This is a genomic window from Streptomyces kronopolitis (assembly GCF_050953795.1).
Taxonomy (GTDB): domain Bacteria; phylum Actinomycetota; class Actinomycetes; order Streptomycetales; family Streptomycetaceae; genus Streptomyces; species Streptomyces kronopolitis_A.
Window position 1 is genome coordinate 3503962 of sequence record NZ_CP191850.1, and the last position, 22070, is coordinate 3526031.

At 74.0% G+C, this 22070-nt stretch carries 17 protein-coding genes; 9 read left to right on the forward strand and 8 right to left on the reverse strand.

Features of this window, described 5'->3' with window-relative positions; translation table 11 throughout:
* Positions 1-17 precede the first annotated feature (17 nt).
* The 3 genes from ACQP17_RS15345 to ACQP17_RS15355 are packed head-to-tail and all read right to left on the reverse strand — an operon-like array spanning position 18 to position 3453.
* Positions 18-899 (reverse strand): SDR family oxidoreductase, encoded by an 882-nt coding sequence (locus ACQP17_RS15345; protein WP_433856816.1) that lies wholly within the window; start codon positions 897-899, stop codon positions 18-20.
* Positions 896-1930: an alpha/beta fold hydrolase gene (locus ACQP17_RS15350; RefSeq protein ID WP_433856817.1), complete on the reverse strand. Its 1035-nt coding sequence runs from the start codon at positions 1928-1930 to the stop codon at positions 896-898. Before ACQP17_RS15350 ends, ACQP17_RS15345 begins: the two co-directional genes overlap by 4 nt.
* Positions 1927-3453 carry a flavin-containing monooxygenase gene (locus tag ACQP17_RS15355; protein ID WP_433856818.1) on the reverse strand — a complete coding sequence of 509 codons (1527 nt, stop codon included), beginning with the start codon at positions 3451-3453 and terminating at the stop codon, positions 1927-1929. Before ACQP17_RS15355 ends, ACQP17_RS15350 begins: the two co-directional genes overlap by 4 nt.
* A gap of 221 nt (positions 3454-3674) precedes the next feature.
* Between ACQP17_RS15355 and ACQP17_RS15360 the strand changes: the two genes are divergently transcribed.
* Positions 3675-4475, forward strand: a complete 801-nt coding sequence (locus ACQP17_RS15360; RefSeq protein ID WP_433856819.1) for a MerR family transcriptional regulator — start codon at positions 3675-3677, stop codon at positions 4473-4475.
* Positions 4476-4521: 46 nt separating this feature from the next.
* On the opposite strand, the gene ACQP17_RS15365 is transcribed toward ACQP17_RS15360, so the two are convergent.
* Positions 4522-5325 carry an exodeoxyribonuclease III gene (locus ACQP17_RS15365; RefSeq protein WP_433856820.1) on the reverse strand — a complete coding sequence of 268 codons (804 nt, stop codon included), beginning with the start codon at positions 5323-5325 and terminating at the stop codon, positions 4522-4524.
* Positions 5326-5392: 67 nt separating this feature from the next.
* Between ACQP17_RS15365 and ACQP17_RS15370 the strand changes: the two genes are divergently transcribed.
* The 8 genes from ACQP17_RS15370 to ACQP17_RS15405 all read left to right on the forward strand — a co-directional run bounded on the left by ACQP17_RS15370 (position 5393) and on the right by ACQP17_RS15405 (position 12744).
* On the forward strand, positions 5393-5881 hold the full coding sequence (locus ACQP17_RS15370; protein WP_433856821.1) for a GNAT family N-acetyltransferase: 489 nt from the start codon (positions 5393-5395) through the stop codon (positions 5879-5881).
* A 134-nt stretch (positions 5882-6015) separates the two neighbouring features.
* Entirely contained in the window at positions 6016-6945 is a 930-nt protein-coding gene (locus tag ACQP17_RS15375; protein WP_433856822.1) for an ABC transporter ATP-binding protein, read from the forward strand.
* Positions 6942-7949 (forward strand): ABC transporter permease subunit, encoded by a 1008-nt coding sequence (locus ACQP17_RS15380; RefSeq protein WP_433856823.1) that lies wholly within the window; start codon positions 6942-6944, stop codon positions 7947-7949. The genes ACQP17_RS15375 and ACQP17_RS15380 overlap by 4 nt, the downstream gene beginning before the upstream one ends.
* 148 nt (positions 7950-8097) lie before the next feature.
* Positions 8098-8493, forward strand: coding sequence for a GntR family transcriptional regulator (locus ACQP17_RS15385; RefSeq protein WP_381478482.1), 396 nt, complete (start codon positions 8098-8100; stop codon positions 8491-8493).
* Positions 8494-8644: 151 nt separating this feature from the next.
* Positions 8645-9424, forward strand: coding sequence for a MerR family transcriptional regulator (locus ACQP17_RS15390; protein ID WP_433856824.1), 780 nt, complete (start codon positions 8645-8647; stop codon positions 9422-9424).
* A 91-nt stretch (positions 9425-9515) separates the two neighbouring features.
* Positions 9516-10760: a glycosyltransferase gene (locus tag ACQP17_RS15395; protein ID WP_433856825.1), complete on the forward strand. Its 1245-nt coding sequence runs from the start codon at positions 9516-9518 to the stop codon at positions 10758-10760.
* Positions 10761-10898: 138 nt separating this feature from the next.
* The gene (locus ACQP17_RS15400) at positions 10899-11486 is read left to right on the forward strand and encodes a M23 family metallopeptidase (protein WP_433856826.1); all 588 of its coding nucleotides are present in this window, start codon (positions 10899-10901) and stop codon (positions 11484-11486) included.
* Between the two features lie 511 nt (positions 11487-11997).
* Entirely contained in the window at positions 11998-12744 is a 747-nt protein-coding gene (locus ACQP17_RS15405) for an AfsR/SARP family transcriptional regulator (RefSeq protein WP_433856827.1), read from the forward strand.
* Between the two features lie 84 nt (positions 12745-12828).
* On the opposite strand, the gene ACQP17_RS15410 is transcribed toward ACQP17_RS15405, so the two are convergent.
* The 4 genes from ACQP17_RS15410 to ACQP17_RS15425 are packed head-to-tail and all read right to left on the reverse strand — an operon-like array spanning position 12829 to position 22030.
* Positions 12829-13647 (reverse strand): ABC transporter permease, encoded by an 819-nt coding sequence (locus ACQP17_RS15410; protein WP_433856828.1) that lies wholly within the window; start codon positions 13645-13647, stop codon positions 12829-12831.
* Positions 13640-14605 (reverse strand): ATP-binding cassette domain-containing protein, encoded by a 966-nt coding sequence (locus ACQP17_RS15415; RefSeq protein ID WP_433856829.1) that lies wholly within the window; start codon positions 14603-14605, stop codon positions 13640-13642. The genes ACQP17_RS15410 and ACQP17_RS15415 overlap by 8 nt, the downstream gene beginning before the upstream one ends.
* Positions 14606-14610: 5 nt before the next feature.
* The gene (locus ACQP17_RS15420) at positions 14611-14820 is read right to left on the reverse strand and encodes an MbtH family protein (protein ID WP_433856830.1); all 210 of its coding nucleotides are present in this window, start codon (positions 14818-14820) and stop codon (positions 14611-14613) included.
* 52 nt (positions 14821-14872) lie between these two features.
* Complete coding sequence (locus ACQP17_RS15425; protein ID WP_433856831.1) at positions 14873-22030, reverse strand: amino acid adenylation domain-containing protein; 7158 nt, start codon at positions 22028-22030, stop codon at positions 14873-14875.
* Between the last annotated feature and the right edge of the window lie 40 nt (positions 22031-22070).

Genomic DNA, 22070 nt, shown 5'->3' on the forward strand with positions numbered 1-22070 from the left:
GGCCGGCGTACGCCCGCTCACCGGCCGGCCCGCGCCTTCTCGTCCGCCTCGCCGCCGGCGCCCACCAGGCCGATCCGCATCCCGTCCAGCCGCGCACCGAACCGCCGCATCTCCCGCTGGCCCACGGTCCCGATGAGCGCGGGCAGACAGCCGCGCACCGACTGCATCCCGCGCAGCCACCACTGCCCGTAGACGTGCGCGGAGCGGCGCTCGATGCCCGCCACGATCCGGTCGACGGCGGGGCCCAGCGGGTAGGTCTTGTTCGACGGCCACGGCAGCCGGGCGCGCAACTCACGCATCACGGCGTCCTGGTCGGCGCCGCGCACCATGTCGGTGTCGGTCCAGCTCAGATAGCCGACCCCGACCCGTACGCCGCGGTGTCCGACCTCGGCGCGCAGGCTGTGCGCGAACGCCTCGGCGCCCGACTTGGACGCGCAGTACGCGGTCATCATCGGCGCCGGGGTGATCGCGGCCAGCGAGGCGATCTGCAGGAAGTAGCCGCGGGACGCCGTCAGGTGGGGCAGGAAGGCGCGGCCGGTGACCGCGCCGCCGATGAGGTTGACCTCGATGACCCGCTTCCAGGCGACGGGATCGGAGTCGGCGAACGGACCGCCGGTCGCCACCCCGGCGTTGGCCACGACCACGTCGACCTTCCCGAAGCGGTCCTTGACCTCGTCCGCGACCCGCGCCATCGCCTCGTGGTCGGTGACATCGGCGTGCCAGTGGTGTGCCGGACCGTGCAGCGCGGCCGCGACCCGGCGCAGCTCGTCGGGCTCCAGCCCGACCAGTGCCAGCGTCGCCCCGCGCGCCGACAGCTTGCGGGCCAGCAGCGCGCCGACCCCGCGCGCCGCCCCCGTGACGACGACGACCTGACCCGCCAGGTTCCTGTGTGCGCTCATGCCGTGCTCTCCTTCGTCTGCCGGCCGCCCCCGGGAGCGGTGTCGTCGGTGGGCTCGGTGTCGTCGGTGGGCTCGGTGTCGTCGGTGGGCTCGGTGTCGTCGGTGGGCTCGGCGCCGGTCGGGTGCAGATGCTCGCGGACGAGTGCGCGCAGCCGTCCCGCGACCGCGGCCGGGTCCTCGACCGGCGTCATGTGCCCCAGCCCGGGGAGTTCGGTCAGCCCCCGGAAGTCGGGGAGGACGGACGCCAGCCGCCGGGCCTGCACCGGCGGGGTGAGCCGGTCGGCGGTGCCCACGAGGACCTCGGTGGGCAGCTCCAGGCCGCCGGCGCCGCCGGTCAGTTCGACCCCGGCCAGCACCGCGCCCCACCGGGCCCGCACACCGGCCGGGCAGCCGTGCACGATCCGGGCGCAGGCCGCGACCTCCTCCGTGGTGGCGCCGGGTCCCATGGTGGCGTACTTCAGCACGCGCCGGGTCAGCGGCGACTGCGGGCCGAGCGGGGCACGCGAGCGCAGCAGCAGCCGGTGCGCGCGGTGGCGCCCCTGCGGGCTGCGCAGCGGGAACACCCGGGATTCGGCGGCGAGATCGGCGCTGCCGGTGCTGCACAGCAGCGCGGCCGCGGCCCGCGCGCGCAACTGCGGCCGCCCGGACGCGGCCATGATCGTCATCCCGCCCATCGAATGCCCGCCCAGCACGGCGCGTTCACCCGGCTCCAGGGCCGCCTCCAGGACGGCGACCAGATCGTCGGCGAGCGCGCCGGTGCTGTGGCCGGCCGGCGGGGCGGCGGGGCTGCGGCCGTGGCCGCGCTGGTCGTAGACGACGACCTTGTGGTCGGCGGCCAGCGCCCGGACGACCGAGGCCCAGAAGGCGGTCGAGCAGGTCCAGCCGTGCGCCAGGACGACGGCCGGGGCGTCCTTCGGGCCGTGGACCTCGGCGTACAGCCGGGCGCCGTCGGCCGAGGTGACGGTCAGCGTGCGGCGCGGCACCGGCGGGGCGTAGGGACCGCTGGTGACATGGGCGGGCCGGCGGTTCATGCGACCACCTCCGCGGCCGTGCCGGACGGCCGTGCCGCGGGGGTGCGGGCGGGCCGCAGCACCTCGTACTCCGCGAGGTCGACCTGGCGGGTGGCCTTCTTGAACTCCCCGGTCGTGCCCGGCCAGACGGTGGTGTTGCGTCCGTTGGCGTCCAGATACCAGCTGTCGCAGCCGCCGGTGTTCCACACCGTGCGCGTCATCCGTTGCTGGATCGTGCGGTTCCACTCCTGTACGGCGGACGGGCGGGGGGCCAGTGCGATCCTGCCACCGAGGACGTCGAGTTGGCGCAGGTAGTCGGCCAGGTAGTTCAGCTGGGCCTCGATCATCAGGATCATCGAGCTGTTCCCCAGGCCGGTATTGGGCCCGATGAGGGTGAGGAAGTTGGGGAAGCCGGCCGCGGTGGCGCCGCGCAGCGCCTCCATGCCGTCCTTCCACTCCTCGGCCAGCGTCGTGCCGTGGGCGCCGGTGACGCGCTGCGCGATCGGCATGTCCGTCACATGGAACCCGGTGCCGAAGACGATCGTGTCGGCCTCCACCTCGCTCCCGTCGGACCCCACGAGGGTGCTGCCGCGCACCTCCTTCAGCCCGGCGGCGACCACGTCCACATTCGGCTGCGCCAGGGCCGGGTAGTACGTGTTGGAGAGCAGGATCCGCTTGCAGCCGATGCGGTAGCGGGGGGTCAGCGCGGCCCGCAGCGCCGGGTCCTTGACGGCCTTCGTCAGGTGGCCGCGGGCCAGCCGCTCCAGCAGGCCCAGCCGGCCCGGGTGCCTGGTGAACGCGCCGACCTGCAACTCCCTTATGCCCCACAGCAGTTGGCGGCGCGCGGCCCGGGTCGCCGGAACCCTGGTGTGCAGCCACTTCTCGGCCGCGCTGATCTCGCGGTCGGCGCGCGGCAGCACCCAGGGCGGGGTGCGCTGGAAGAGCGTGAGGCGCTCCACCTCCGGCTGGACGGCCGGCACGATCTGGATGGCCGAGGCGCCGGTGCCGATCACCGCGACGCGCTTGCCGCGCAGCGAGTGGTCGTGATCCCAGCGCGCGGAGTGCATCACCGTGCCGGGGAAGGTCTCCAGCCCCGGTATGTCGGGGGTCTTGGGGTCCGACAGCGGCCCGGTCGCCGACACCACCACATCGGCGGTCAGCGGCCCGCTCGCCGTCTCGATCTCCCAGCGCAGCTGCGCGCCGTCCCACCGCAGGCTCTCCACCTCCGCATGGAAGCGCAGGTGCGGACGCAGCCCGAAGGTGTCGGCGACCCGCTCCAGATAGGCGCGGATGTGCGGCTGGCCGGAGAAGTTCCGCGGCCACTCGGGGTGCGGCGCGAAGGAGAAGGAGTACAGATGCGAGGGCACGTCGCACGCGCACCCCGGATAGCTGTTGTCCCGCCAGGTGCCGCCCACCGACCCGGCCCGTTCCAGGACCACGAAGTCGGTGATGCCCTGGCGCCGCAGCCGGACGGCCGCCCCCAGACCACCGAAGCCCGATCCGATCACCGCAACCCGCACATGCCTGCGCTCGCGCTCGGCCATCCCGCCGCCTCCCGAGTCCGACGTCCGTCCTGCCCTCTTCGATGCCGTGACATCCGGCGTCACAGCCGCCCCCGAAACCGCGCCAGCAATCACTGGCGCAATAGGAGCGTAGGGCAGCCGCGTACCGAGCGGTAGGGGGCGGACGGCGGGAAGTTGCCGGTCCTCGCGCCCGCGCCCCGGCACCCCGGCCCGGCTCCGCGCCCCCGGCATAGGCTGAACCCGTGGCAGGCAACGAGCACGAGGACGGACACACCCGGCCCGCGGACCCCCCGGCGCGCGAATTCCGCATGGCCGACCTGGCCGGGGAGGCCGGTATCACGGTCCGCACGCTGCGCTTCTACCGCGAGCGCAAGCTGCTGCCGGCGCCGCGCCGCGAGGGCCGGATCGCCTGGTACAACGAGCACCATCTCGCCCGGCTGCGCACCATCGGCGCCCTGCTGGAGCGCGGCCACACCCTGGGCGGCATCGCCGACCTCTTCGCGGCCTTCGAGTCCGGCCGCGACGTCGGCGAGGTCCTGGGCCTGGACGACCCGCTCGTCGCGCCCTGGTCCGAGGAGACGCCGGTCCGCCTGACCCCCGAGGAGCTCGCCGATCACTTCCGCGAGGACATCACCGCCGAGAACCTCAGCGTGTCCCTGGACATCGGCTATCTCGCCGTCGACGGCGACGAGTTCGTGCACATCAGCCGCCGCCTGCTGGACGCCTCCACCGCACTCGTCGGCCAGGGCATCCCGCTGGCCGCCGTCCTGGAGGCGGGCCGCCAGGTCCGCGCGCACGCCGACGCGCTCGCGGGCATCTTCACCACCCTGATCCGCACCCACGTCCTGTCCGACGTGCTGGCCCGGGCCGCCGCCGGCGAGCACCCCGGTCCCGACGAGGTCGATCTCATCGCCGGGACCATCGACAGGCTCCGCCCGCTGTCCAAGGGCGTGGTCGAGGCCGAGCTCGCCATGGCCGTGGACCGCCGGGTCCGGGCCGAGGTGACGCGGTGGCTGCGCGAGCACGGGTGCGAGGAGACCTGAGCAGGCGGCGCGGCGGGCACCGCCCGGGCCCGGGCCGCCGCCCGGCTCAGCGCGCGAAGACGACCGTCACCGGCGCGTGGTCGGACCACCGCTCGTCATGGCTCGCCGCGCGCTCCACGTACGCCTTGACCGCCCGCGCGGCGAGGCCGGGCGTGGCCATCGCGTAGTCGATGCGCCAGCCCGCGTCGTTGTCGAAGGCCCGGCCCCGGTAGGACCACCACGAGTAGGGGCCCACGGCGTCCGGGTGCAGGGCGCGGACGACGTCCACGTAGCCGCCGTTGTCCTCGTCGAGGACCTCGCTCAGCCAGGCGCGCTCCTCGGGGAGGAAACCGGACTTCTTCTGGTTGGCCTTCCAGTTCTTCAGGTCCGCCTCCCGGTGCGCGATGTTCCAGTCGCCGCAGACCACGACCTCGCGGCCGTCCGCGGCGGCGCGCTTGCGCAGGTCGACGAGGTAGGGCAGGAACTCCGCCAGGAAGCGTTCCTTCTCGTCCTGCCGCTCGGTGCCGACCTCCCCGGAGGGCAGGTAGAGGCTGGCGACCGTCACGCCGGGCAGGTCCGCCTCGACGTAGCGCCCGCTGCCGTCGAACTCCGCGGAGCCGAAGCCCACCCGGACCCGGTCCGGCTCCCTGCGGGTGAAGAGCGAGACGCCGGCCCGTCCCTTGGCCGCCGCCGGGGCGTGCACGGTGTGCCAGCCGGCGGGCGCGCGCACCTCGTCCGGCAGCTGGGCGGTCTCGGCGCGCACCTCCTGGAGGCACAGCACATCGGCCTGGGTCTCCGCCAGCCACGGGACGAAGCCCTTCCTGGCCGCGGCGCGCAGCCCGTTCACATTCACTGAGGTCACGGTGAGCATCCGGGCACGATACCGATCCCCGGAACCTGATCGTGCCGCCCGTACGCGCGCCCGTACGCTTTCCGGAATGGAGATACGCCCCGTCCGCTACGACCACCCCGACGCGGTCGCCCTCGACGCACTGGTGCAGCAGGAGTACGCCCGGCGCTACGGCGACGACGGCGACATCACCCCGCTCGCCTGGGAGATGTTCGCCCCGCCGCGCGGCACGTACCTGATCGCGTACGACGGCACCCGCCCGCTGGCCACCGGCGGCTGGCGGCTCCAGGAGGACGCGGCCGAGGGGTACGAGATCGGCGACGCGGAGATCAAGCGGATGTTCGTGCTCCAGGAGGCGCGCGGACGGGGGCTGGCCCGGCGGATCCTGGCCGCCCTGGAGGCGGACGCGCGGGCCGCGGGGCGCACCCGGATGGTGCTGGAGACCGGCACCAAGCAGCCCGAGGCTCTGGAGCTGTACGCCTCCAGCGGCTATGTGATGGCCGAGAAGAAGTTCGGGCTGTACCGGACCTACGAGGACAGCCGCTGCATGACGAAGTCGCTGGTGGAGCGCGCCTGAGGGACCGCGGGCCGGCGCGCGCCGGCCCCCTGGTCCGCCCGGCCGCACGAGCGGGGTCCCGGCTCTTGTTGACAGGCGTCCGGGCCGCTCCCCATACTCATTCCACTAATGAACTAGCTAAAGGGGGGATCCGGGTGAGCGACCCGAGCCCGTGGGCCATCGAGGCCGAGGGACTGGGGAAGAAGTACCGCGGCGGCTGGGCCCTGCGGGACTGCTCCTTCCGGCTCCCCGCCGGCCACATCTGCGCCCTGGTCGGCCCGAACGGCGCCGGCAAGAGCACCTTCCTGGGCACCGCGACCCGGCTGGTGGAGCCGACCACCGGCACCCTGAAGCTGTTCGGCGTCCCGGTCTCCGACCCGGCCGTGCTGTCCCGCGTCGCCTTCCTCGCCCAGGACAAGCCGCTCTACCCCCGCTTCACGGTCGCCGAGACCCTGCGGCTGGGCCGTGAGCTGAACCCGCGCTGGGACCAGGCGCTGGCCGAGCGGATCGTGCGGTCCGGGAACGTGCCGTTCACCGCCCGGATCGGCACCCTCTCGGGCGGCCAGCGCACCCGCGTGGCCTTCGCCCTCGCCTTCGGCAAGCGGCCCGAGCTGCTGCTGCTCGACGAGCCGATGTCCGACCTGGACCCGCTCGCCCGGCACGAGCTGTCGGGCCTGCTGATGGCCGAGGCCGCCGAGCACGGCACGACCGTGCTGATGTCGTCCCACATGCTCTCCGAGCTGGAGGTCATGTGTGACTACCTCCTCGTGCTCGCCGAGGGCCGGCTGCGGATGGCCGGCCGGACCGAGGAGCTGGTCCCGGCGCATCTGCTGGTGACGGGCGTGGCCGAGGGCGGCGATGGGCTGCCCGAGGAGCTGCGGCGCCGGCACACCGTGGTCGAGTCCCGGATCACCGGGCGGCAGTTCAGCGCCCTGATCCGGCCCGGCGGACCGGTCGGCGACGGCTGGGAGACGCTCTCACCGAGCATGGAGGAGGTCCTGCTGGCCTACCTGCGCTCGCCCGAGGCGCCCGGCCTGATCGCGGCGGAGGCCCGCATCGGCGGCCCCGGGGAGGCCGCGGCGTGACGAGCACCCGCACCGCCGGCGCCCGGCCGGCGGACACCGCCCCCGCGCCCGGCGGCGCCGCGCCCCGCCGCACCCTGCTGCACGGACTGCCCTGGCTGGTCTGGCGCCGGCACCGCACCCTCCTGCTCCTGGTCCTGGTGACCACCGCCGTGGGCTGCGTGACCTTCGTCTGGCAGCGCCCCGGACTGACCGACTTCCTCCACACCCACGGCACCGCCCCCGGCGTCCACGGGACCCTGGGCGACACCTTCGAGCACGCCTACGGGCGGCTGTTCTCCACCGGCCGCCAGCTGCTGGCCGCCCTGCCCGTCGTGGCCGGCGTCTTCCTCGGCGCCCCGCTGATCGCCGCGGAGCAGGAGCAGCGCACCCTCGTCCTCGTCAGCACCCAGTCGGTGAGCCGCGGCCGCTGGGCCGCCGCCACCCTCGGCCTGCCGCTGGCCGTGATCGTGCTGTGCACCGCCCTGCTGTCGGCCGCCTTCACCTGGCTGTGGGCACCGGCGCACCTCCTCGTCGACGGCGGTGACTGGCTGACCGGTGGGCTCTTCGAGAGCACCGGGCCCGTCCCGGTCGCCCTGGCCCTCTTCCTGACCGTCTGCGGGGTCGCCCTGGGCATGCTGCTCAGGCGGACGGTGGCGGCGATGGCCGGCACCTTCGTCCTCGCCCTGGTCACCGGCTTCGTCTGGGACCGGTTCCGCAGCGGGCTGGGCACCCTCCGCAGCATCAGCTACCCCTACGGCTCCGAGAGCCCGAGCCTGCCGTCCGGCGCCGTACGCGTGGACGACTGGGTGTCCACCGCCGACGGCCGGCTCTACGGCTTCGGCACCTGCACCACCGGCGACACCGAGGCCTGCCGGGCCAGGCTGGGCATCGTCCACCACGTCGCCCAGTACTTCGACTACGGGCAGCTGGCCGGGATGCAGTGGCGGGGCGCGGGGATCCTGCTGGCGCTGACCGTCCCCGTGCTCGCCCTCGTGGTGTGGCGCATCCGACGGCGGCCGCTCTGAACGGGCGGACGCGCGGCGGCCGGGGCGGGCGGCCGCCCGCCGGGACGCCGCGCCGGAGCCCCGCCCCGAGCGGCGCTTTGACACCCGGCACGGGCAGCCCGATCATCAAGCGGTCGGGCAGCGCGGCACCGGCGGAAGCAGCGGAGAGGTGGTGAGCGTCGTCGAGTTCCGAATCGACCGCCGCAGTGGCGTCGCCACCTACCTCCAGATCGTCCAACAGGTCCAGCAGGCGCTGCGGTTGGGCATCCTGGTGGAGGGCGACCGCCTGCCGACCGCCGCGCAGGTCGCCGCGACGACCAAGGTCAACCCCAACACGACCCTGAAGGCCTACCGCGAACTGGAACGCGAAGGGCTGGTCGAACCGCGCCCTGGCCTCGGCACCTTCGTCAGCCGTACGCTCGCCCGCCCCACCTCCGCGGCGGACGCCCTGCTGCGCGAGGAACTCCGCGCCTGGATGGGCCGGGCCCACACCGAGGGCCTGGACCGCGAGGACGTGCGGGCCCTGGTGAACTCCGTGCTCCAGGAGCGCTACCCCGACGCCTGACCGGGCGGCCGCCGCACGGCGAACGCGGCCGGCGCCCCGCCCGGTTGACCCTCACCCGGCGTCAGGCCCCACCCTGGAGCCCGGCCCGGCGCGCGGCACCACCACCGCACCGCCGGGGCCGGCCGCACCGGACGGGACGAAGGGCGCTGCGATGGGCTACACGGTCGGGCAGGTCTCCGGCTTCACCGGGATCACGGTGCGCACCCTGCACCACTACGACACCCTCGGCCTGCTCGCCCCCGGCGGCCGCAGCCCGGCCGGCTACCGCCTCTACGGCGACGCCGACCTCGCCCGGCTCCAGCAGATCCTCTTCTACCGCGAACTCGGCTTTCCCCTCGACGAGATCGCCACCATCCTGGAGGACCCCCAGGCCAACGCCCTCGACCACCTCCGCGCCCGGCACCGCCTGCTCACCGGGCAGATCGCCGCGCTGCGACGGCTGGTCGAGGTCGCCGAGCGCGCCATGGAGGTCCAGCAGAACGGGGTGGAACTGACGCCCGAGGAACGGTTCGAGGTCTTCGGCGAGGTGACCTTCGACCTCACCTACGCCACCGAGGCCCATCTGAAATGGCAGCACCGTGAGGGCCACCAGCGCGCGATGGCGCGGGCCGCCGCGCACTCCAAAGAGGACTGGGCGACGCTGATGGCCGAGGCCGCCGACTGGCGCCTGCGGCTGCGGGCCGCCTTCGACGCCGGGGAGCCGGCGGACGGCGAGCGCGCCATGGACCTCGCGGAGGAACACCGCCACCATCTGTGCCGCTGGTTCACCCCCTGCCCCACCGACATGCACGGCCGGATCGCCGACGACTTCGCCGCCGACCCCCGCGCCTTCGCCCTGGTCGTCCCGCCCTCCGCCCAGCGCCCCGGCCTGGCCGCGTACCTGCGCACCGCCGTACACGCCAACGCCGTACGCCGACCGCCCCCGGCCTGACCCCCGCGCACCACCCCACCACCGCGGCCACGACACGCCGCCCCCCTCTCCCCCCTCCTCCCTCTCCCCTGGCCCGAAGGGTGGCCCGCCCATGCCCGGAATCCTCCTCACCGCCGCCGGTTCGTACGGCGATGTCGCCCCGTACACCGGCGTGGGCGCCCGGCTGCGCGACGCCGGCCACCAGGTCGCCCTCGCCACCCACGACAGCTACGCGCCCCTCGTCCGGGCCGCCGGACTGGAGTTCCGCCGGCTCCCGGCCGACCCCCGCCGCACCGGCGCCACCGGGCCGGCGCCGCACACCGGCCCCCGCGCCCTCCTGCGCACGGCCGCCGCCTTCCTGCGGGAGCTGGGCGACGGGCTCGCCGACGCCGCCGGGCAGGGTGCCGACCTCCTGCTGTTCTCCACCACCACGGCACCGCTCGGCCACCACCTCGCCGAGGCACTGCGCCTGCCGTTTCTGGACCTTCCCCTCGTACCCGGCGCCCCCACCGGCGACTTCGCCCCGGTCGTCGGCGGCGTCCGCTCCCTGGGCCACCGGGGCAACCGCGTCGCCGGCCGGCTCTCCCTGCGCGTCCTCGACCGCCTCCACGCCGACGCGGCCCGCGACCTGCGCGCCCGCCTCGGCCTGCCGCCGGCCACCGCCCGTACGGTCCGCCGCCGCACCGAGGCCGCCGCCCGCCCGGTCCTGCACGGCTTCAGCGAAGCCCTGCTCCCCCGCCCGGCGGACTGGCCCGCCCACCTGGAGGTCGTCGGGAACTGGTGGCCCTGGCACGCCCCCGGCGAGCGGCTGCCGCCCCTCGTCGAGGACTTCCTCGCCACGGGCCCGCCCCCGGTCTTCATCGGCTTCGGCAGCATGGCGGCCGGCGACGGCGAGCGGCTGGGCGCCCTCGCGGCCGACGCCCTGCGCCGCGCCGGGCTCCGCGGCGTCCTGCAGTCCGGCTGGGCGGGCCTGTCCGCCCCGGAGCACCCCGACCTCCTGACCGTCGGCGCACTCCCGCACGCGCTGCTCTTCCCCCGGATGTCCGCGGTGGTCCACCACTGCGGGGCCGGGACCGCCGCCGCGGGGCTGCGCGCGGGCGTCCCCACCGTCCCCGTCCCGGTCACCGCCGACCAGCCCTTCTGGGCCGCCCGCCTGGCCACCCTGGGCGTGGCCACCGCTCCCCTCCCCTTCCGCGACCTGTCCCCTGACGACGGTGCCGCCCGCCTCGCCGACGCCCTCACCCGGGCCACCGCCACCCCCGCCCTGCGCGAGCGCGCCGGCGCCGCCGCCCGCCGGCTCGCCGCCGAGGACGGCGCCGGCGCGGTGGCCGAGGCGGTCGGCCGCCTGATGGGGTGAGGCGCCGCGGACCCGCCGCCGCGCCGGCCGGCGGCCCGTCCCGCGAACGCCCGTCCGGCGGAGCCCCGGCCACCCGTTCGGCCGCCGCGCGCCCGCCCCGGGATGCGACCACCCGCCACTGGGCGTGGGCTCGCAGGTATGACGACGTTCCGCACCCGCACCCCGCTGCGCAGAATGCTGCTGCACGCCATAGCCCCGGCGGCGCTGTGTTCCGTCCTCACCCTGGCGGCGCCCCCGGCGGCCCTCGCCGCCCCCGCCGGCAAGCACTGGACACACCCCACGACCGCCCGTTACCGCATCAGCGCGCCCTACGGCGTCCGCGGCGCCTGGCTCGCCGGCCACCACACCGGCGTCGACCTCGCCGTGCGTGCCGGCACCCGGATCCGGTCCGTGGGCTCGGGCACCGTCGTCCTGGCCCGCCGGTCCGGCGCCTACGGCAACGCCGTGACGATCCGTATGCACGACGGCCGCTACGTCCTCTTCGGCCACCTCTCCCGCATCACGGTCCGCCCCGGCCAGAAGGTCCGCGCCCGCACCCGCCTCGGCTACAGCGGCGCCACCGGCCGCGCCACCGGCCCCCACCTCCACCTCGAGGTCCGCACCAGCCGCCGCTACGGCTCGGACATCAACCCCCTCGCCTACCTGGCCCACCACGGCGTCCGCCTCACCTCCACCCCCTTCCGCCACCTCCGCCACTTCCGCCCTCTCCGCCACCTCCACCACTAGCGGGGGCCTGCGGGCGCCGCCGGCCCGGAGACCGTACGGATCGCGCGCCTCACCTGCGCGACCGGCGTCACCGAGGGCGGTTTCTCATCCCGATGCCGCCGCCAAGTCGTCAAGAATTCACCAAAGTTCACGACAAGCAGTCGATGCTCCACCAAAGGGCCGGCCGGCGGCTCGGAATGCGGCTCGGAGAAGTGCGCGACCCCGGTGTTGTCAACTGAATTTAGTCGTCCCGAGTTTGTCGCTTTTTTTGCGCTCCCGTTCCTTTATGTCTTGACAGCCATGATCGAGGAAGGGAAGATGTAATTGGTCTGTGTATGACCACTGAGTAAACGTCAAAAACATACTGCGTACGTAGTGTTGGCATCCGCGATGGCAGCCATGAGCCCAGGAGACGGCGCGCTACCGATGCGCTCCCCTCCCCGTGGGGCGGAAAGACGGCCGCCGCCAGATGCGGCTCTACGAGCACCAACGGGGATGGGACAAACCGGTGCTTATCAATGTTCTTGGTCCTATGGGCGTCGAACACGGGGGAAAGGCTTACCGGATCCGGGCGAAGAAAGTCCGCACACTGTTAGCCGTTCTGGCACTCAATTCCGGACGCACGGTTTCCTGGGACGCACTGGTCGGTGAGTTATGGCCCGACAAGGACCTCGCGAACAGCAGAAACGCGTTGCATGCCAATGCGGCACGTCTGAGAAAGCTACTGGAGAGCTGGGGCCTGGACGGGCATCCCAACGAGCTGGTGGTCACGGCCAATAACAGCTATCTGCTGAATCTTCCGCGGGATGCCACGGACGCCACCCGGTTCCTGCACTTGGCAGGCCGTGGTGCGGAACTGCTGCGCGTCGATCCGCGGCGCGCCGGGGAGGCACTGAACGAGGCGCTGCGGCTGTGGCGCGGACCCGCGCTGCTGGACGCCGGCGAGGGGCTGCTCTGCCGCTCCACGGCCGCGCAGTTGGAGGAGCGGCTGATGACGCTCCGCGAAGACCTGGTGATGGTCAAGCTGCACACCGGCGGTGAGCGCGAGGCCATCGCGGACCTGCAGGAACTGGTGGTGGCCCACCCCGGACGCGAGCGGTTCAGCGAGCAGCTGATGATCGCCCTGTACCGCTGCGGCCGGCAGAGCGAGGCCCTGGACACCTATCAGCGCACCCGCGCCTGGCTGCGCAGCGAACTCGGCCTCGACGTCGGGCGGTCGCTGCGCGAGCTGTACCAGTCTGTCCTCGCCCAGGACCCGCTGCTGGACGCCCGGGCGTAGCCCGTCACCCCACCCAGCCTCCGGTCGGAAGGATGCGGTGCTCGGCGAGGTCGGCAGACCTGCCGCTGAGCACCGCATCACCTCTTACGCAGTGCGGTAGGCGCGCAGGCTCACCGGGACGCACACGGCCAGGAGCACGGTGAGGGTGCCGGCCGTGACCAGCACGGGGTGGTCGGCGGGGAAGCCGGTGCCGGCGACGACCGGGTTGCCCCACAACTGCCGACAGGCCGTGACCACCGAACTGACCGGGTTCCACTCGGCCAGCGGGCGGATCCACGAGGGCAGGCCCCGGACCGAGAAGAAGGCGTTGGACAGGAACGAGAACGCCACCAGCACGATCGCGCCCACCGAATCGATGGTCTCCGGTGAGCGCAGCAGCAGGCCGATCAGCACGCCCACCCACAGCATGGTGTAGATGAAGGCCAGGATCAGGGCGAAGCCGCCCGCCACCGACAGCGGGTCCGCATGGGGACGCCAGCCGACGGCCAGGCCGACCAGCATCACCAGGGCCAGGCCGAGGGCGGAGACGATCAGGTCGGAGAGGGTCTGCCCGGCCAGGACCGCCGTACGGGAGATGGGCAGCGAACGGAAGCGGTCCACGAGTCCGCCGCGCATGTCCATGGCCACGCCGATGGCGGTGGGCCCGATGCCGGCCAGGCCCACCTGCACGGCCACCCCCGCCATCAGGTACTCCTGGTAGTTGCCGCTGCCCGGCACCGAGATGGAGTTGCGGAAGAGATAGCCCACCGCGATCAGCAGGACCAGCGGGTTCATCACGATGCCGAGGAACTTCCCCGGCGCCCGCCGCAGATGGAGCAGGCGCCGCCCGGCCAATGCAGCCGTGTCGGCCAGGCCCGCGAACATGCCGCCGGGCGGCGCGGTCGCCATGCCGAGTTCACTCATGGACAGCAGCCTTCGGTTCGTTGCGCTCGGTCAGTTGGAAGAACACGTCGTCGAGGGAGGGGCGGCGCAGCTCGAAGTCGGTGACCTCGATGCCGGCGGAGCGCAGCGCGCCGGCGATGGCGGCGACGCTCTCCAGGCCCGAGTCGAGCGCGACGGTGAGGCGCTGGGCGTCGGTCTCCACCACCGGCTTCGCGGCGGTCAGCCCGGCGAGGGCGGTCACCGCGGCCGGGAGGTGGTCGGGGCGCGCGACGGCCACCTCGAGGTGGTCGGTGCCGACCGTCCGCTTGAGCTCGGCCGGAGTGCCGGCGGCGATCACCTCGCCGCTGTCGATCACCACGATCTGGTCGGCGAGCTGGTCGGCTTCCTCCAGGTACTGCGTCGTCAGCAGCACGGTGATGCCCTCGCCGACGAGTTCGCGCACCACCTTCCACAGCACCGTGCGGCTGGTGGGGTCGAGCCCGGTGGTCGGCTCGTCCAGGAAGAGCACCGGCGGCCGGGCGATGATGCAGGTGGCGAGGTCGAGCCGGCGGCGCATACCTCCGGAGTACGTGCCCACCGGGCGGTCGGCCGCGGACTCCAGCGCGAAGCGCGCCAGCAACTCGTCCGCGCGCCGCCGTGCTCCGCGCCGGCCCTGCCGCAGCAGCCTGCCCAGCAGGAACAGGTTCTCGCGGCCGGTGAGCAGTTCGTCCACGGCCGCGTACTGCCCGGCCAGGCCGATCCGCCGGCGCACCTCCCTGCTCTGGCGCACCACGTCGTACCCGGCCACGGTCGCGTGCCCGGCATCCGGCGCCAGCAGCGTGGACAGGACCCGTACGGTCGTCGTCTTGCCCGCACCGTTGGGGCCCAGCACGCCCAGCACCGAGCCGGCGGCCACCGACAGGTCGACCCCGCGGAGGGCGTGGTGGCCCTTGTAGCGCTTGTGCAGCCCTTCCGCGTAGACCGCGGTGTCCGACCCCATGGCCGTCAGCTGCCGGAGCGAGCGGCCAGGCTCTTCGGCCGCATATCGGTCCAGTCACGCTCGACGGCGGCCAGCGCCTCAGCACGCGGGCGTGCTTCGAGGATCATCTCCCAGCCCGCCGGCACCTCGGCGAAGGCGGGCCAGATGCTGTGCTGGCCCTCGGAGTTGACCAGGACGTGGAAGGTGCCCTCTTCGTTGTCGAACGGGTTGGCCATGAGAGTTCTCCTTGTGATCGGCGGGGAAGTGTCGGGCATGGTGGCCGGCGGATCAGCCGTACAGCCGCTCCAGTTCGGCGGCGACGGCGCGGCCGATGGCGGCCTGCGGCCCGGAATGCATCATGAATTCGTGGCCGCAGGGCACGGCGTGGACGACGGGCTCGTTCTCGGTGTGCCCCGCCCACCGGCCGGGGCGCGCGGCGCGCTCCGCCGGTGTCAGGCCGAGCTCCGCGACGAACAGCTGCATGCGGGCCCTGACGTGGCCGGGCCGGTGCTCCCGGACGAGGCGGACGTGATTGCGCATCACCTCCACGAGCCGGGAGATGTCCACGTCGCCCAGTGGGCTGTCGGCCCGGCGCAGGGCGTCGCGGACCGTCTCGGCCGTCGGCTCGGCCGCGTCCTCATGTCGCTCCAGACCGCAGTATTCGAGTACGGCGGTCAGCAGCGCCCCGTCCGTGGGCACCGGGTCGGCGAGGTCGGCGGGGTAGCTGTCCAGGTTGGCGAGCAGGGCCACTTCCTCCCCCGCGCACTCCAGCCTGACGGCCATCTCGTGCGCGACCACGCCGCCGTAGGACCACCCCAGCAGGTGGTAGGGACCGCTCGGCTGGATCTCCCTGAGGCGCTCGACATACGCGGCCGCGACCTGCCCGATGCTCTCCGGCAGGGGTCCGGGGCCGGTGACGGCCGGCGCCTGGAGCCCATGGACCGGGTGGCGGTCGCCCAGGTGTGCGGCGAGGCCGAGGTAGGGCAGGGCGAAGCCCATACCGCCGTGGACGCAGAACAGCGGCGGGCGGTCACCGGTGGTGCGCAGGGCGAGCACCGGGCCGAACGGATCGAGCGCCGCGGCGCCCTCGGCGCGGTCGTCGAGTCCGTGCCGCACGCGGTCCAGGAACGTCGTCCCCGCCGCCCGGTCGGCGTGTTCCAGGGCCACGGCCAGCGCCTCAACGGTCTTGTGCCGGAAGACGTCGGCCAGCGCGAGGCCGAGGCCGGCCTTCCGGGCCCTGCCGACGACCTGGACGGAGCGGATGCTGTCACCGCCCAGCTCGAAGAAGTCCGCCTCGGCACCGACCCTGGGCAGGCCCAGGACTTCAGCGAACACCTGGCACAGCAGCGTCTCGTGGGCCGTGCGGGGGTCCCGGCCGTGGGCGACCGGTCCGGCCGGCTCCAGGGCGGGCAGGGCCTTGCGGTCGACCTTGCCGTTGGGGGTCAGGGGCAGCGCGTCCAGCTCCACGAAGGCGCCGGGCACCATGTAGTCGGGTAGCAGCCCGGACAGGTGCTCGCGCAGGGCCGCCGCGGGCACCGGCGCGTCGTCGGGTATGACGTACGCGGCCAGCCGGCGGTCACCGGGCCGGTCCTCCCGCACCGTGGCGACCGCCCGGGCGACGCCCGGGTGGGCGGCCAGCGCGCTCTCGATCTCGCCGAGTTCGATCCGGAAGCCGCGGAGCTTGACCTGGTCGTCGACGCGGCCGACGTAGTCGAGCCGGCCGTCCGGGGTCCAGCGCGCCAGGTCGCCGGTGCGGTACATCCGCGCGCCCGCCGGGCCGAACGGATCGGCCGTGAACCGCTCGGCCGTGAGGCCGGGACGTCCGAGGTAGCCACGGGCCAACTGGGCGCCTGCCAGGTACAGTTCGCCGGTCACGCCGGGGGCCACCGGCTGCAATCTCGCGTCCAGGACGTAGGCACGGGTGTTGTGCAGCGGGCGGCCGATGGGCGGCCTGCCCTCACCGGTCAGCGGGTCGCTCGCGGTGGCGCAGACGGTGGACTCGGTCGGCCCGTAGCAGTTGTGCAGCGCGCGGCCGGCCGACCAGCGGGCCGCGACCTCGGGGGGCAGCGCCTCGCCCGCGGTGATGAGGGTCAGGCCGCCCGGCAGGGTGCTCTCCTCCGGGAAGGCGGCCAGGACGACCGGCGGCAGGATGGCGAGGTTCACGCCGTGCCGCACGACGAGGTCGGCCAGCGGATCGCCTGGGCCGCGGCTCTCCGGCGTGGCCAGGACGAGGGTGCCGCCGGACAGCAGCGCCATCGCCAGCTCGGCGGAGGCCGCGTCGAAGCTGGGCGAGGCGAACTGCAGAACGCGGGAGTACGGGCCGAGCGAGAAGCGGCGCACGTGGTCGGCAGCGAGGGCGGCGACCCCGGCCTGCTCGATCACCACGCCCTTGGGGCGCCCGGTGGAGCCCGAGGTGTAGATGACGTAGGCGGCATCGCGGGGGGAGAGCGGCCGGGTCCGGTCGGCGTCGGTCAGATCGGTCTCCGCGTGACCGGCGGCGTCGGCGCCGGGCTCCGCACCGTCGCCGAGTTCGATCACCCGGGCGTCGGAGCCCGCCAGCGGTCCGGCCGTGCCCGGCGCGGCCAGGACACAGACCGGCGCCGCGTCTCCGACCATGTACGCCAGGCGGTCGGCAGGGTAGTCCGGGTCGAGCGGGAGGTAGGCGGCGCCGGACTTCAGCACGGCCAGGATGGCGACGATCATGTCCACCGACCGCGGCAGCAGCAGGCCGATGATCCGGCCGGGACCGGCGCCGTGCCCGGTCAGCAGCCGGGCCAGCCGGTTGGCGCGGGCGTTGAGCTGCCCGTACGACAGCGACTCGTCGCGGAAGACGACGGCCTCGTGGTCCGGCTGCCGGGCGGCGTGTTCCTCGAAAATCTGACTCACGGTCAGCGGCGGGACGTCGACGGCGGCGTCGTTCCACTCGGTGACCACGCGCCGGCGCTCCTCGTCGCCGAGCACCTCGATGCCGCTCAGTGGCGTCTTCGGGGCGGCGGCGACCGACTGCAGGACGCGCGAGAAGCGGCCGGTGAGCTGCCGGACCGTCTCCGGCCTGAAGAGCTGGGTGCTGTACTCGACCACCAGGTCGATGCCGCCGTACTCTCCCCCCTCGCCGCCGGCGCGCTCGGTGAGCTGGAACGCCAGGTCGAACTTGGCGGTGGTGCTGCCGACGGGCTCCGTCTCCGCCGACAGACCGGGCAGCGCGAGCCGGGCGTCAGCGGTGTTCTGGAACGCCAGCATGACCTGGAACAGCGGCTGCCGGGACAGCGAGCGAACCGGGTTGCAGACCTCGACCAGCCGCTCGAAGGGCAGGTCCTGGTTCTCGTACGCGGCCAGGTCCGTCTCCCTTACACGGCGCAGCAGTTCGGTGAAGGCGGGGTCGCCGGAGGTGTCGGTGCGCAGGACCAGCGTGTTGGTGAAGAAGCCCACGAGGTCGTCCAGCGCCTCGTCGGTGCGGCCCGCGACCGGGCTGCCGAGCGGGATGTCCTCCCCCGCGCCCATCCGTGTCAGCAGAGCGGCCAGCGCGGCCTGGACGACCATGAACAGGCTCACGCCGTGGGCGCGGGCCAGCTCCGCCAGGCGGCGGTGCAGGCCGGGCTCGATGACGGCGGTGTGTGCCGCGCCCTCGTGGCCGGCGACCGCGGGCCGGGCGAAGTCGGCGGGCAGCTCGATCTCCTCCGGCAGGCCCGCGAGTGCGTCCTTCCAGTAGGCGAGTTGGCGGGCGGCGGGGCTGTCCGGGTCGTCCTCCTCGCCGAGCAGCGCACGCTGCCACAGCGCGTAGTCCGCGTACTGCACGGGGAGCGCTGACCGCTGCGGCGTCCCGCCGTCCCGGCGCGCGGCGTAGGCCCGTGCGAGGTCGTCGGCGAGCGGCGTCAGCGACCAGCCGTCTCCCGCGATGTGGTGCAGGACGAGAAGCAGCACGTGCTCCTGCGCGCCGAGGGTGAACAGCTGGGCGCGCAGCGGGATCTCGCGGGACAGGTCGAAGCCGCGCGCCGCGCCCGCGGCCAGCTCGGCACCCAACCGGTCCTCGTCGGTGACGCTCTCCCGCAGGGCGAACGCCGTCTCCTGCGGCAGCAGCACGTGCTGGCGGGGGGTGCCGTCGCGGTCGGGGAAGACGGTGCGCAGGCTCTCGTGGCGGCCGAGGAGGTCACGCAGCGCGCCGCCGAGCGCCGCCGTGTCGAGGTCGCCGGTAAGGCGCAGGCCGAGGGAGATGTTGTAGGTGCCGTGGGCCCCGTCCAGCCGGTTGAGGAACCACAGCCGCTGCTGCGCGAAGGACAGGGGGACGTCCTGGGGGCGGATGCCGGCGCGCAGCGCGGGCCGGGCCGCCCCCGCACGCGGCAGCCGCGCGGCGAGGCCGGCGGGCGTACGGGCGTCGAACAGGGCCCGCACCGGGACCTCGGTGCCCAGGACGGTGCGGACGCGGCTCACCACACGGGCGGCGAGCAGCGAATGGCCACCGTGCGCGAAGAAGTCGTCCTCGGGGCCGAATACCGGCAGGTCCAGCACCTCGGCGAAGACCTGGCACAGGAGTTCCTCGTGCGGCGTGCGCACGGCCCGGGCGGCCTGCTGCGGGCGCAGCTCGGGGGCCGGCAGCGCCTTGCGGTCCACCTTTCCGTTCGGGGTGAGCGGCAGGGCGTCGAGGGTGACGAAGACGGCGGGGATCATGTACGCGGGCAGCAGCCCGGACAGGTACCCGCCGAGGGCATCGGGATCCGGTGCGGTGGCGTTCTCGGCGGGGGTCAGGTAGCCGACCAGCAGTTGCTCGTCCGGCCGCTGCGCGCGGACGCTCACCACGGCCTGGGCGATGTCCGGGTGGCCGGCCAACGCGTTCTCGATCTCCCCGAGTTCGATGCGGAATCCGCGGATCTTGACCTGGTGGTCGGCGCGTCCGACGTACTCCACCTGACCGTCGGTGCCCCAGCGGACCAGGTCACCGGTGCGGTACATCCGCTCGCCGGACGGGGAGAACGGGTCGGCGACGAATCGCTCGGCGGTCAGCCCCGGCCGGTTGAGGTATCCGCGGGCGAGCCCGGCGCCCGCGATGTACAACTCGCCGACGACGCCCGGCGCGACCGGTCGCAGCCAGCCGTCGAGGATGTGCAGGCGGGTGTGGGCCACCGGGCGGCCGATGGCGGGGGCACCCGGCCGGGTGCCATCCAGCACCGGGGAGGCGGTGGACCAGATGGTGGTCTCGGTCGGCCCGTACAGGTTGATGACGCCCGCGGTCGCCTTGCGCAGCTCCTCGCCCAGCGACTCGCTCAGCGACTCGCCGCCGACGAAGGCCCGTACCCCGCCGAGCCCGCCGGGGGCGGCGGCGACCAGGGCCTGCCACAGGCTGGGCGTGGCCTGTAGGACGGTGGCACCGGAAGTGGTGATCAGGCGGGCCAGGGCGGCCGGGTCGCGTACGGTCTCCCGGTCGGCGACGACCAGCCGCGCGCCGGCGGTCAGCGGGCAGAACAGCTCGGTGTTGGCGATGTCGAAGCCGAAGGTGGTGACGGCCAGCAGGCTCTCCTCGCGCTCCAGGCCGTACCGCCGCGCCATGTCCGTCACGATGTTGGCGAAGCCGCCCCGGGTGACCACGACACCCTTGGGGCGGCCGGTGGAGCCGGAGGTGAACAGGGTGTACGCGGTGTCGACGGCGGTGACCGGGCGCGCCCGGTCGGCGTCGGTGAGGTCGGTGCCCGGGAAGCCGGCGAGCAGTTCTTCGGTTCCCTCGGTGTCCATGATCCAGCGCGCCGCCGCGCCGTCCGGCAGCGCGCCGTCGGTGGCCCGCGTGGTGAGGGCCAGGACGGGCCGGGTGTCCTCCAGGACGACCGTGGTGCGCTCGGCCGGGTGGTCCGGGTCGAGGGGCAGATAGGCCGCGCCGGACTTGAGCACCGCCAGGGCCGCCACGACCAGGTCGGCGGAGCGGGGCAGCGCGAGCGCGACGGTGTGACCGGGAGCCGCGCCACGTGCGACGAGCGCACGCGCCAGGCGGTTGGCCCGGGTGTTCAGCTCCCGGTACGTCAGCGAGGTCTCGCCGCACACCACGGCGGTGTCGTCCGGCAGTTCACGGGCGCGTTCCTCGACGGCCTCGGCCACGGGGCGGGGCGGGACCGCCATGGCGTCCTCGTCGGCCGGCTGCCGGCTCGGCTCCGCCGCCACGACGGCGATCCGGGCGAGCGGCCGGTCCGGGTCGGCGGCGACTGCTTCCAGGACGCGCAGCAGACGGCGCCCGAACAGTTCGGCGTCGGCTGCCCCGTACAGGTCCGGCGCGTAGTCGAAGCGCAGGTCGAGGCGGCTGCCGGGGCCGGGCAGCACGGCGAGGGCCAGCGGGTAGTGGGTGACGGAGCGGATGGCGGCGTCGGCGACGCGCAGTCCCGGCAGCGAGTCGGCCAGCTCGTCCTCGTTCACCGGGTAGCTCTGGAACAGCATCACGGTGTCGAAGAGTTCACCGATGCCCGCCTGCCGCTGGATGTCGGCGAGCCCGACGTGCTCGTACGGCATCAGACGGGACTGGCGCTCCTGGACCTCGGCGAGCAGCGCGGCAACCGACTGCTGCGGGCGGGTCGTCACCCGTACCGGGACGGTGTTGGCGAACAGGCCCGCCATCTGCTCGACGTGAGGCAGTTCGGCCGGCCGGCCGGCGGTGACCGTGCCGAAGACCACGTCCGAACGGCCGGTGAGGGCTCCCAGGACCAGGGCCCAGGCGCTCTGGAAGACGGTGTTGAGAGTGACGCCGAGGCCGCGGGCGCGGGACGCCAGGTCCGCCGCCAGCCGCTCGGGCACCGCCATGGTCAGCGAGTGCGGCAGCGCCGGGACGCGGTCGGCCACAGGCGCCAGGCGGGTGGGCTCGGTCAGCCCGGCGAGGGCGTCCCGCCACGCGGCATGCGCGGCGTCGGTGTCCTGGGCCGCGAGCCAGGCCAGGTAGGAGCGGTACGGGACGACCGCGGGCAGCCCGGCGTCGGCCTCCCGTCCGCCGTGCGCGTACAGGGTGAACAGGTCCTGGATGAGCATCGGCAGCGACCAGCCGTCGGCCAGGCTGTGGTGCACGGTCCACACGAAGGTGTGCCGCTCCACGGCCTGGCGCACGAGCACGAAGCGCATCAGCGGCGGCCGGGCGAGGTCGAAGCGGTGCCGCCGCTCCTCGTCGGCCACCTCGCGCAGCTGCCCGGCGTCGGCGCTCGGCAGCTCCCGCTCCTCCCACGGCAGCGCAACCTCGTGCGGCACCAGCTGTACGGGGTCACCGGTCGCCCGGCGGCGGAAGCAGGACCGCAGGTTGGGGTGCCGGTTCAGCAGCCCGGAGCAGGCGGCGCGCAGGGCGCCGGGATCCAGCGGTCCCTCGAGTTCGACGGAGAGCTGGAGCGAGTAGGCGTCCGCGCTCCGCGGGTCGTACTCGGACAGGAAGAGCAGACCCTTCTGCAAAGGCGTCAAGGGCAGCACGTCGCTGATACCCGAACGCTTCATGGCGCCCTTCTCCTTTTCCTTCGCCGAGTGGACCGGTTTC

Coding starts and splice junctions, on each gene's coding strand:
- ACQP17_RS15395 (WP_433856825.1), top strand. CDS start 9,516: ATGCCCGGAATCCTCCTCACCGCCGCCGGTTCGTACGGCGATGTCGCC.
- ACQP17_RS15415 (WP_433856829.1), bottom strand. CDS start 14,605: ATGGGGTCGGACACCGCGGTCTACGCGGAAGGGCTGCACAAGCGCTAC.
- ACQP17_RS15345 (WP_433856816.1), bottom strand. CDS start 899: ATGAGCGCACACAGGAACCTGGCGGGTCAGGTCGTCGTCGTCACGGGG.
- ACQP17_RS15405 (WP_433856827.1), top strand. CDS start 11,998: ATGGGCGTCGAACACGGGGGAAAGGCTTACCGGATCCGGGCGAAGAAA.
- ACQP17_RS15425 (WP_433856831.1), bottom strand. CDS start 22,030: ATGAAGCGTTCGGGTATCAGCGACGTGCTGCCCTTGACGCCTTTGCAG.
- ACQP17_RS15420 (WP_433856830.1), bottom strand. CDS start 14,820: ATGGCCAACCCGTTCGACAACGAAGAGGGCACCTTCCACGTCCTGGTC.
- ACQP17_RS15370 (WP_433856821.1), top strand. CDS start 5,393: ATGGAGATACGCCCCGTCCGCTACGACCACCCCGACGCGGTCGCCCTC.
- ACQP17_RS15400 (WP_433856826.1), top strand. CDS start 10,899: ATGACGACGTTCCGCACCCGCACCCCGCTGCGCAGAATGCTGCTGCAC.
- ACQP17_RS15350 (WP_433856817.1), bottom strand. CDS start 1,930: ATGAACCGCCGGCCCGCCCATGTCACCAGCGGTCCCTACGCCCCGCCG.
- ACQP17_RS15355 (WP_433856818.1), bottom strand. CDS start 3,453: ATGGCCGAGCGCGAGCGCAGGCATGTGCGGGTTGCGGTGATCGGATCG.
- ACQP17_RS15365 (WP_433856820.1), bottom strand. CDS start 5,325: ATGCTCACCGTGACCTCAGTGAATGTGAACGGGCTGCGCGCCGCGGCC.
- ACQP17_RS15410 (WP_433856828.1), bottom strand. CDS start 13,647: ATGAGTGAACTCGGCATGGCGACCGCGCCGCCCGGCGGCATGTTCGCG.
- ACQP17_RS15390 (WP_433856824.1), top strand. CDS start 8,645: ATGGGCTACACGGTCGGGCAGGTCTCCGGCTTCACCGGGATCACGGTG.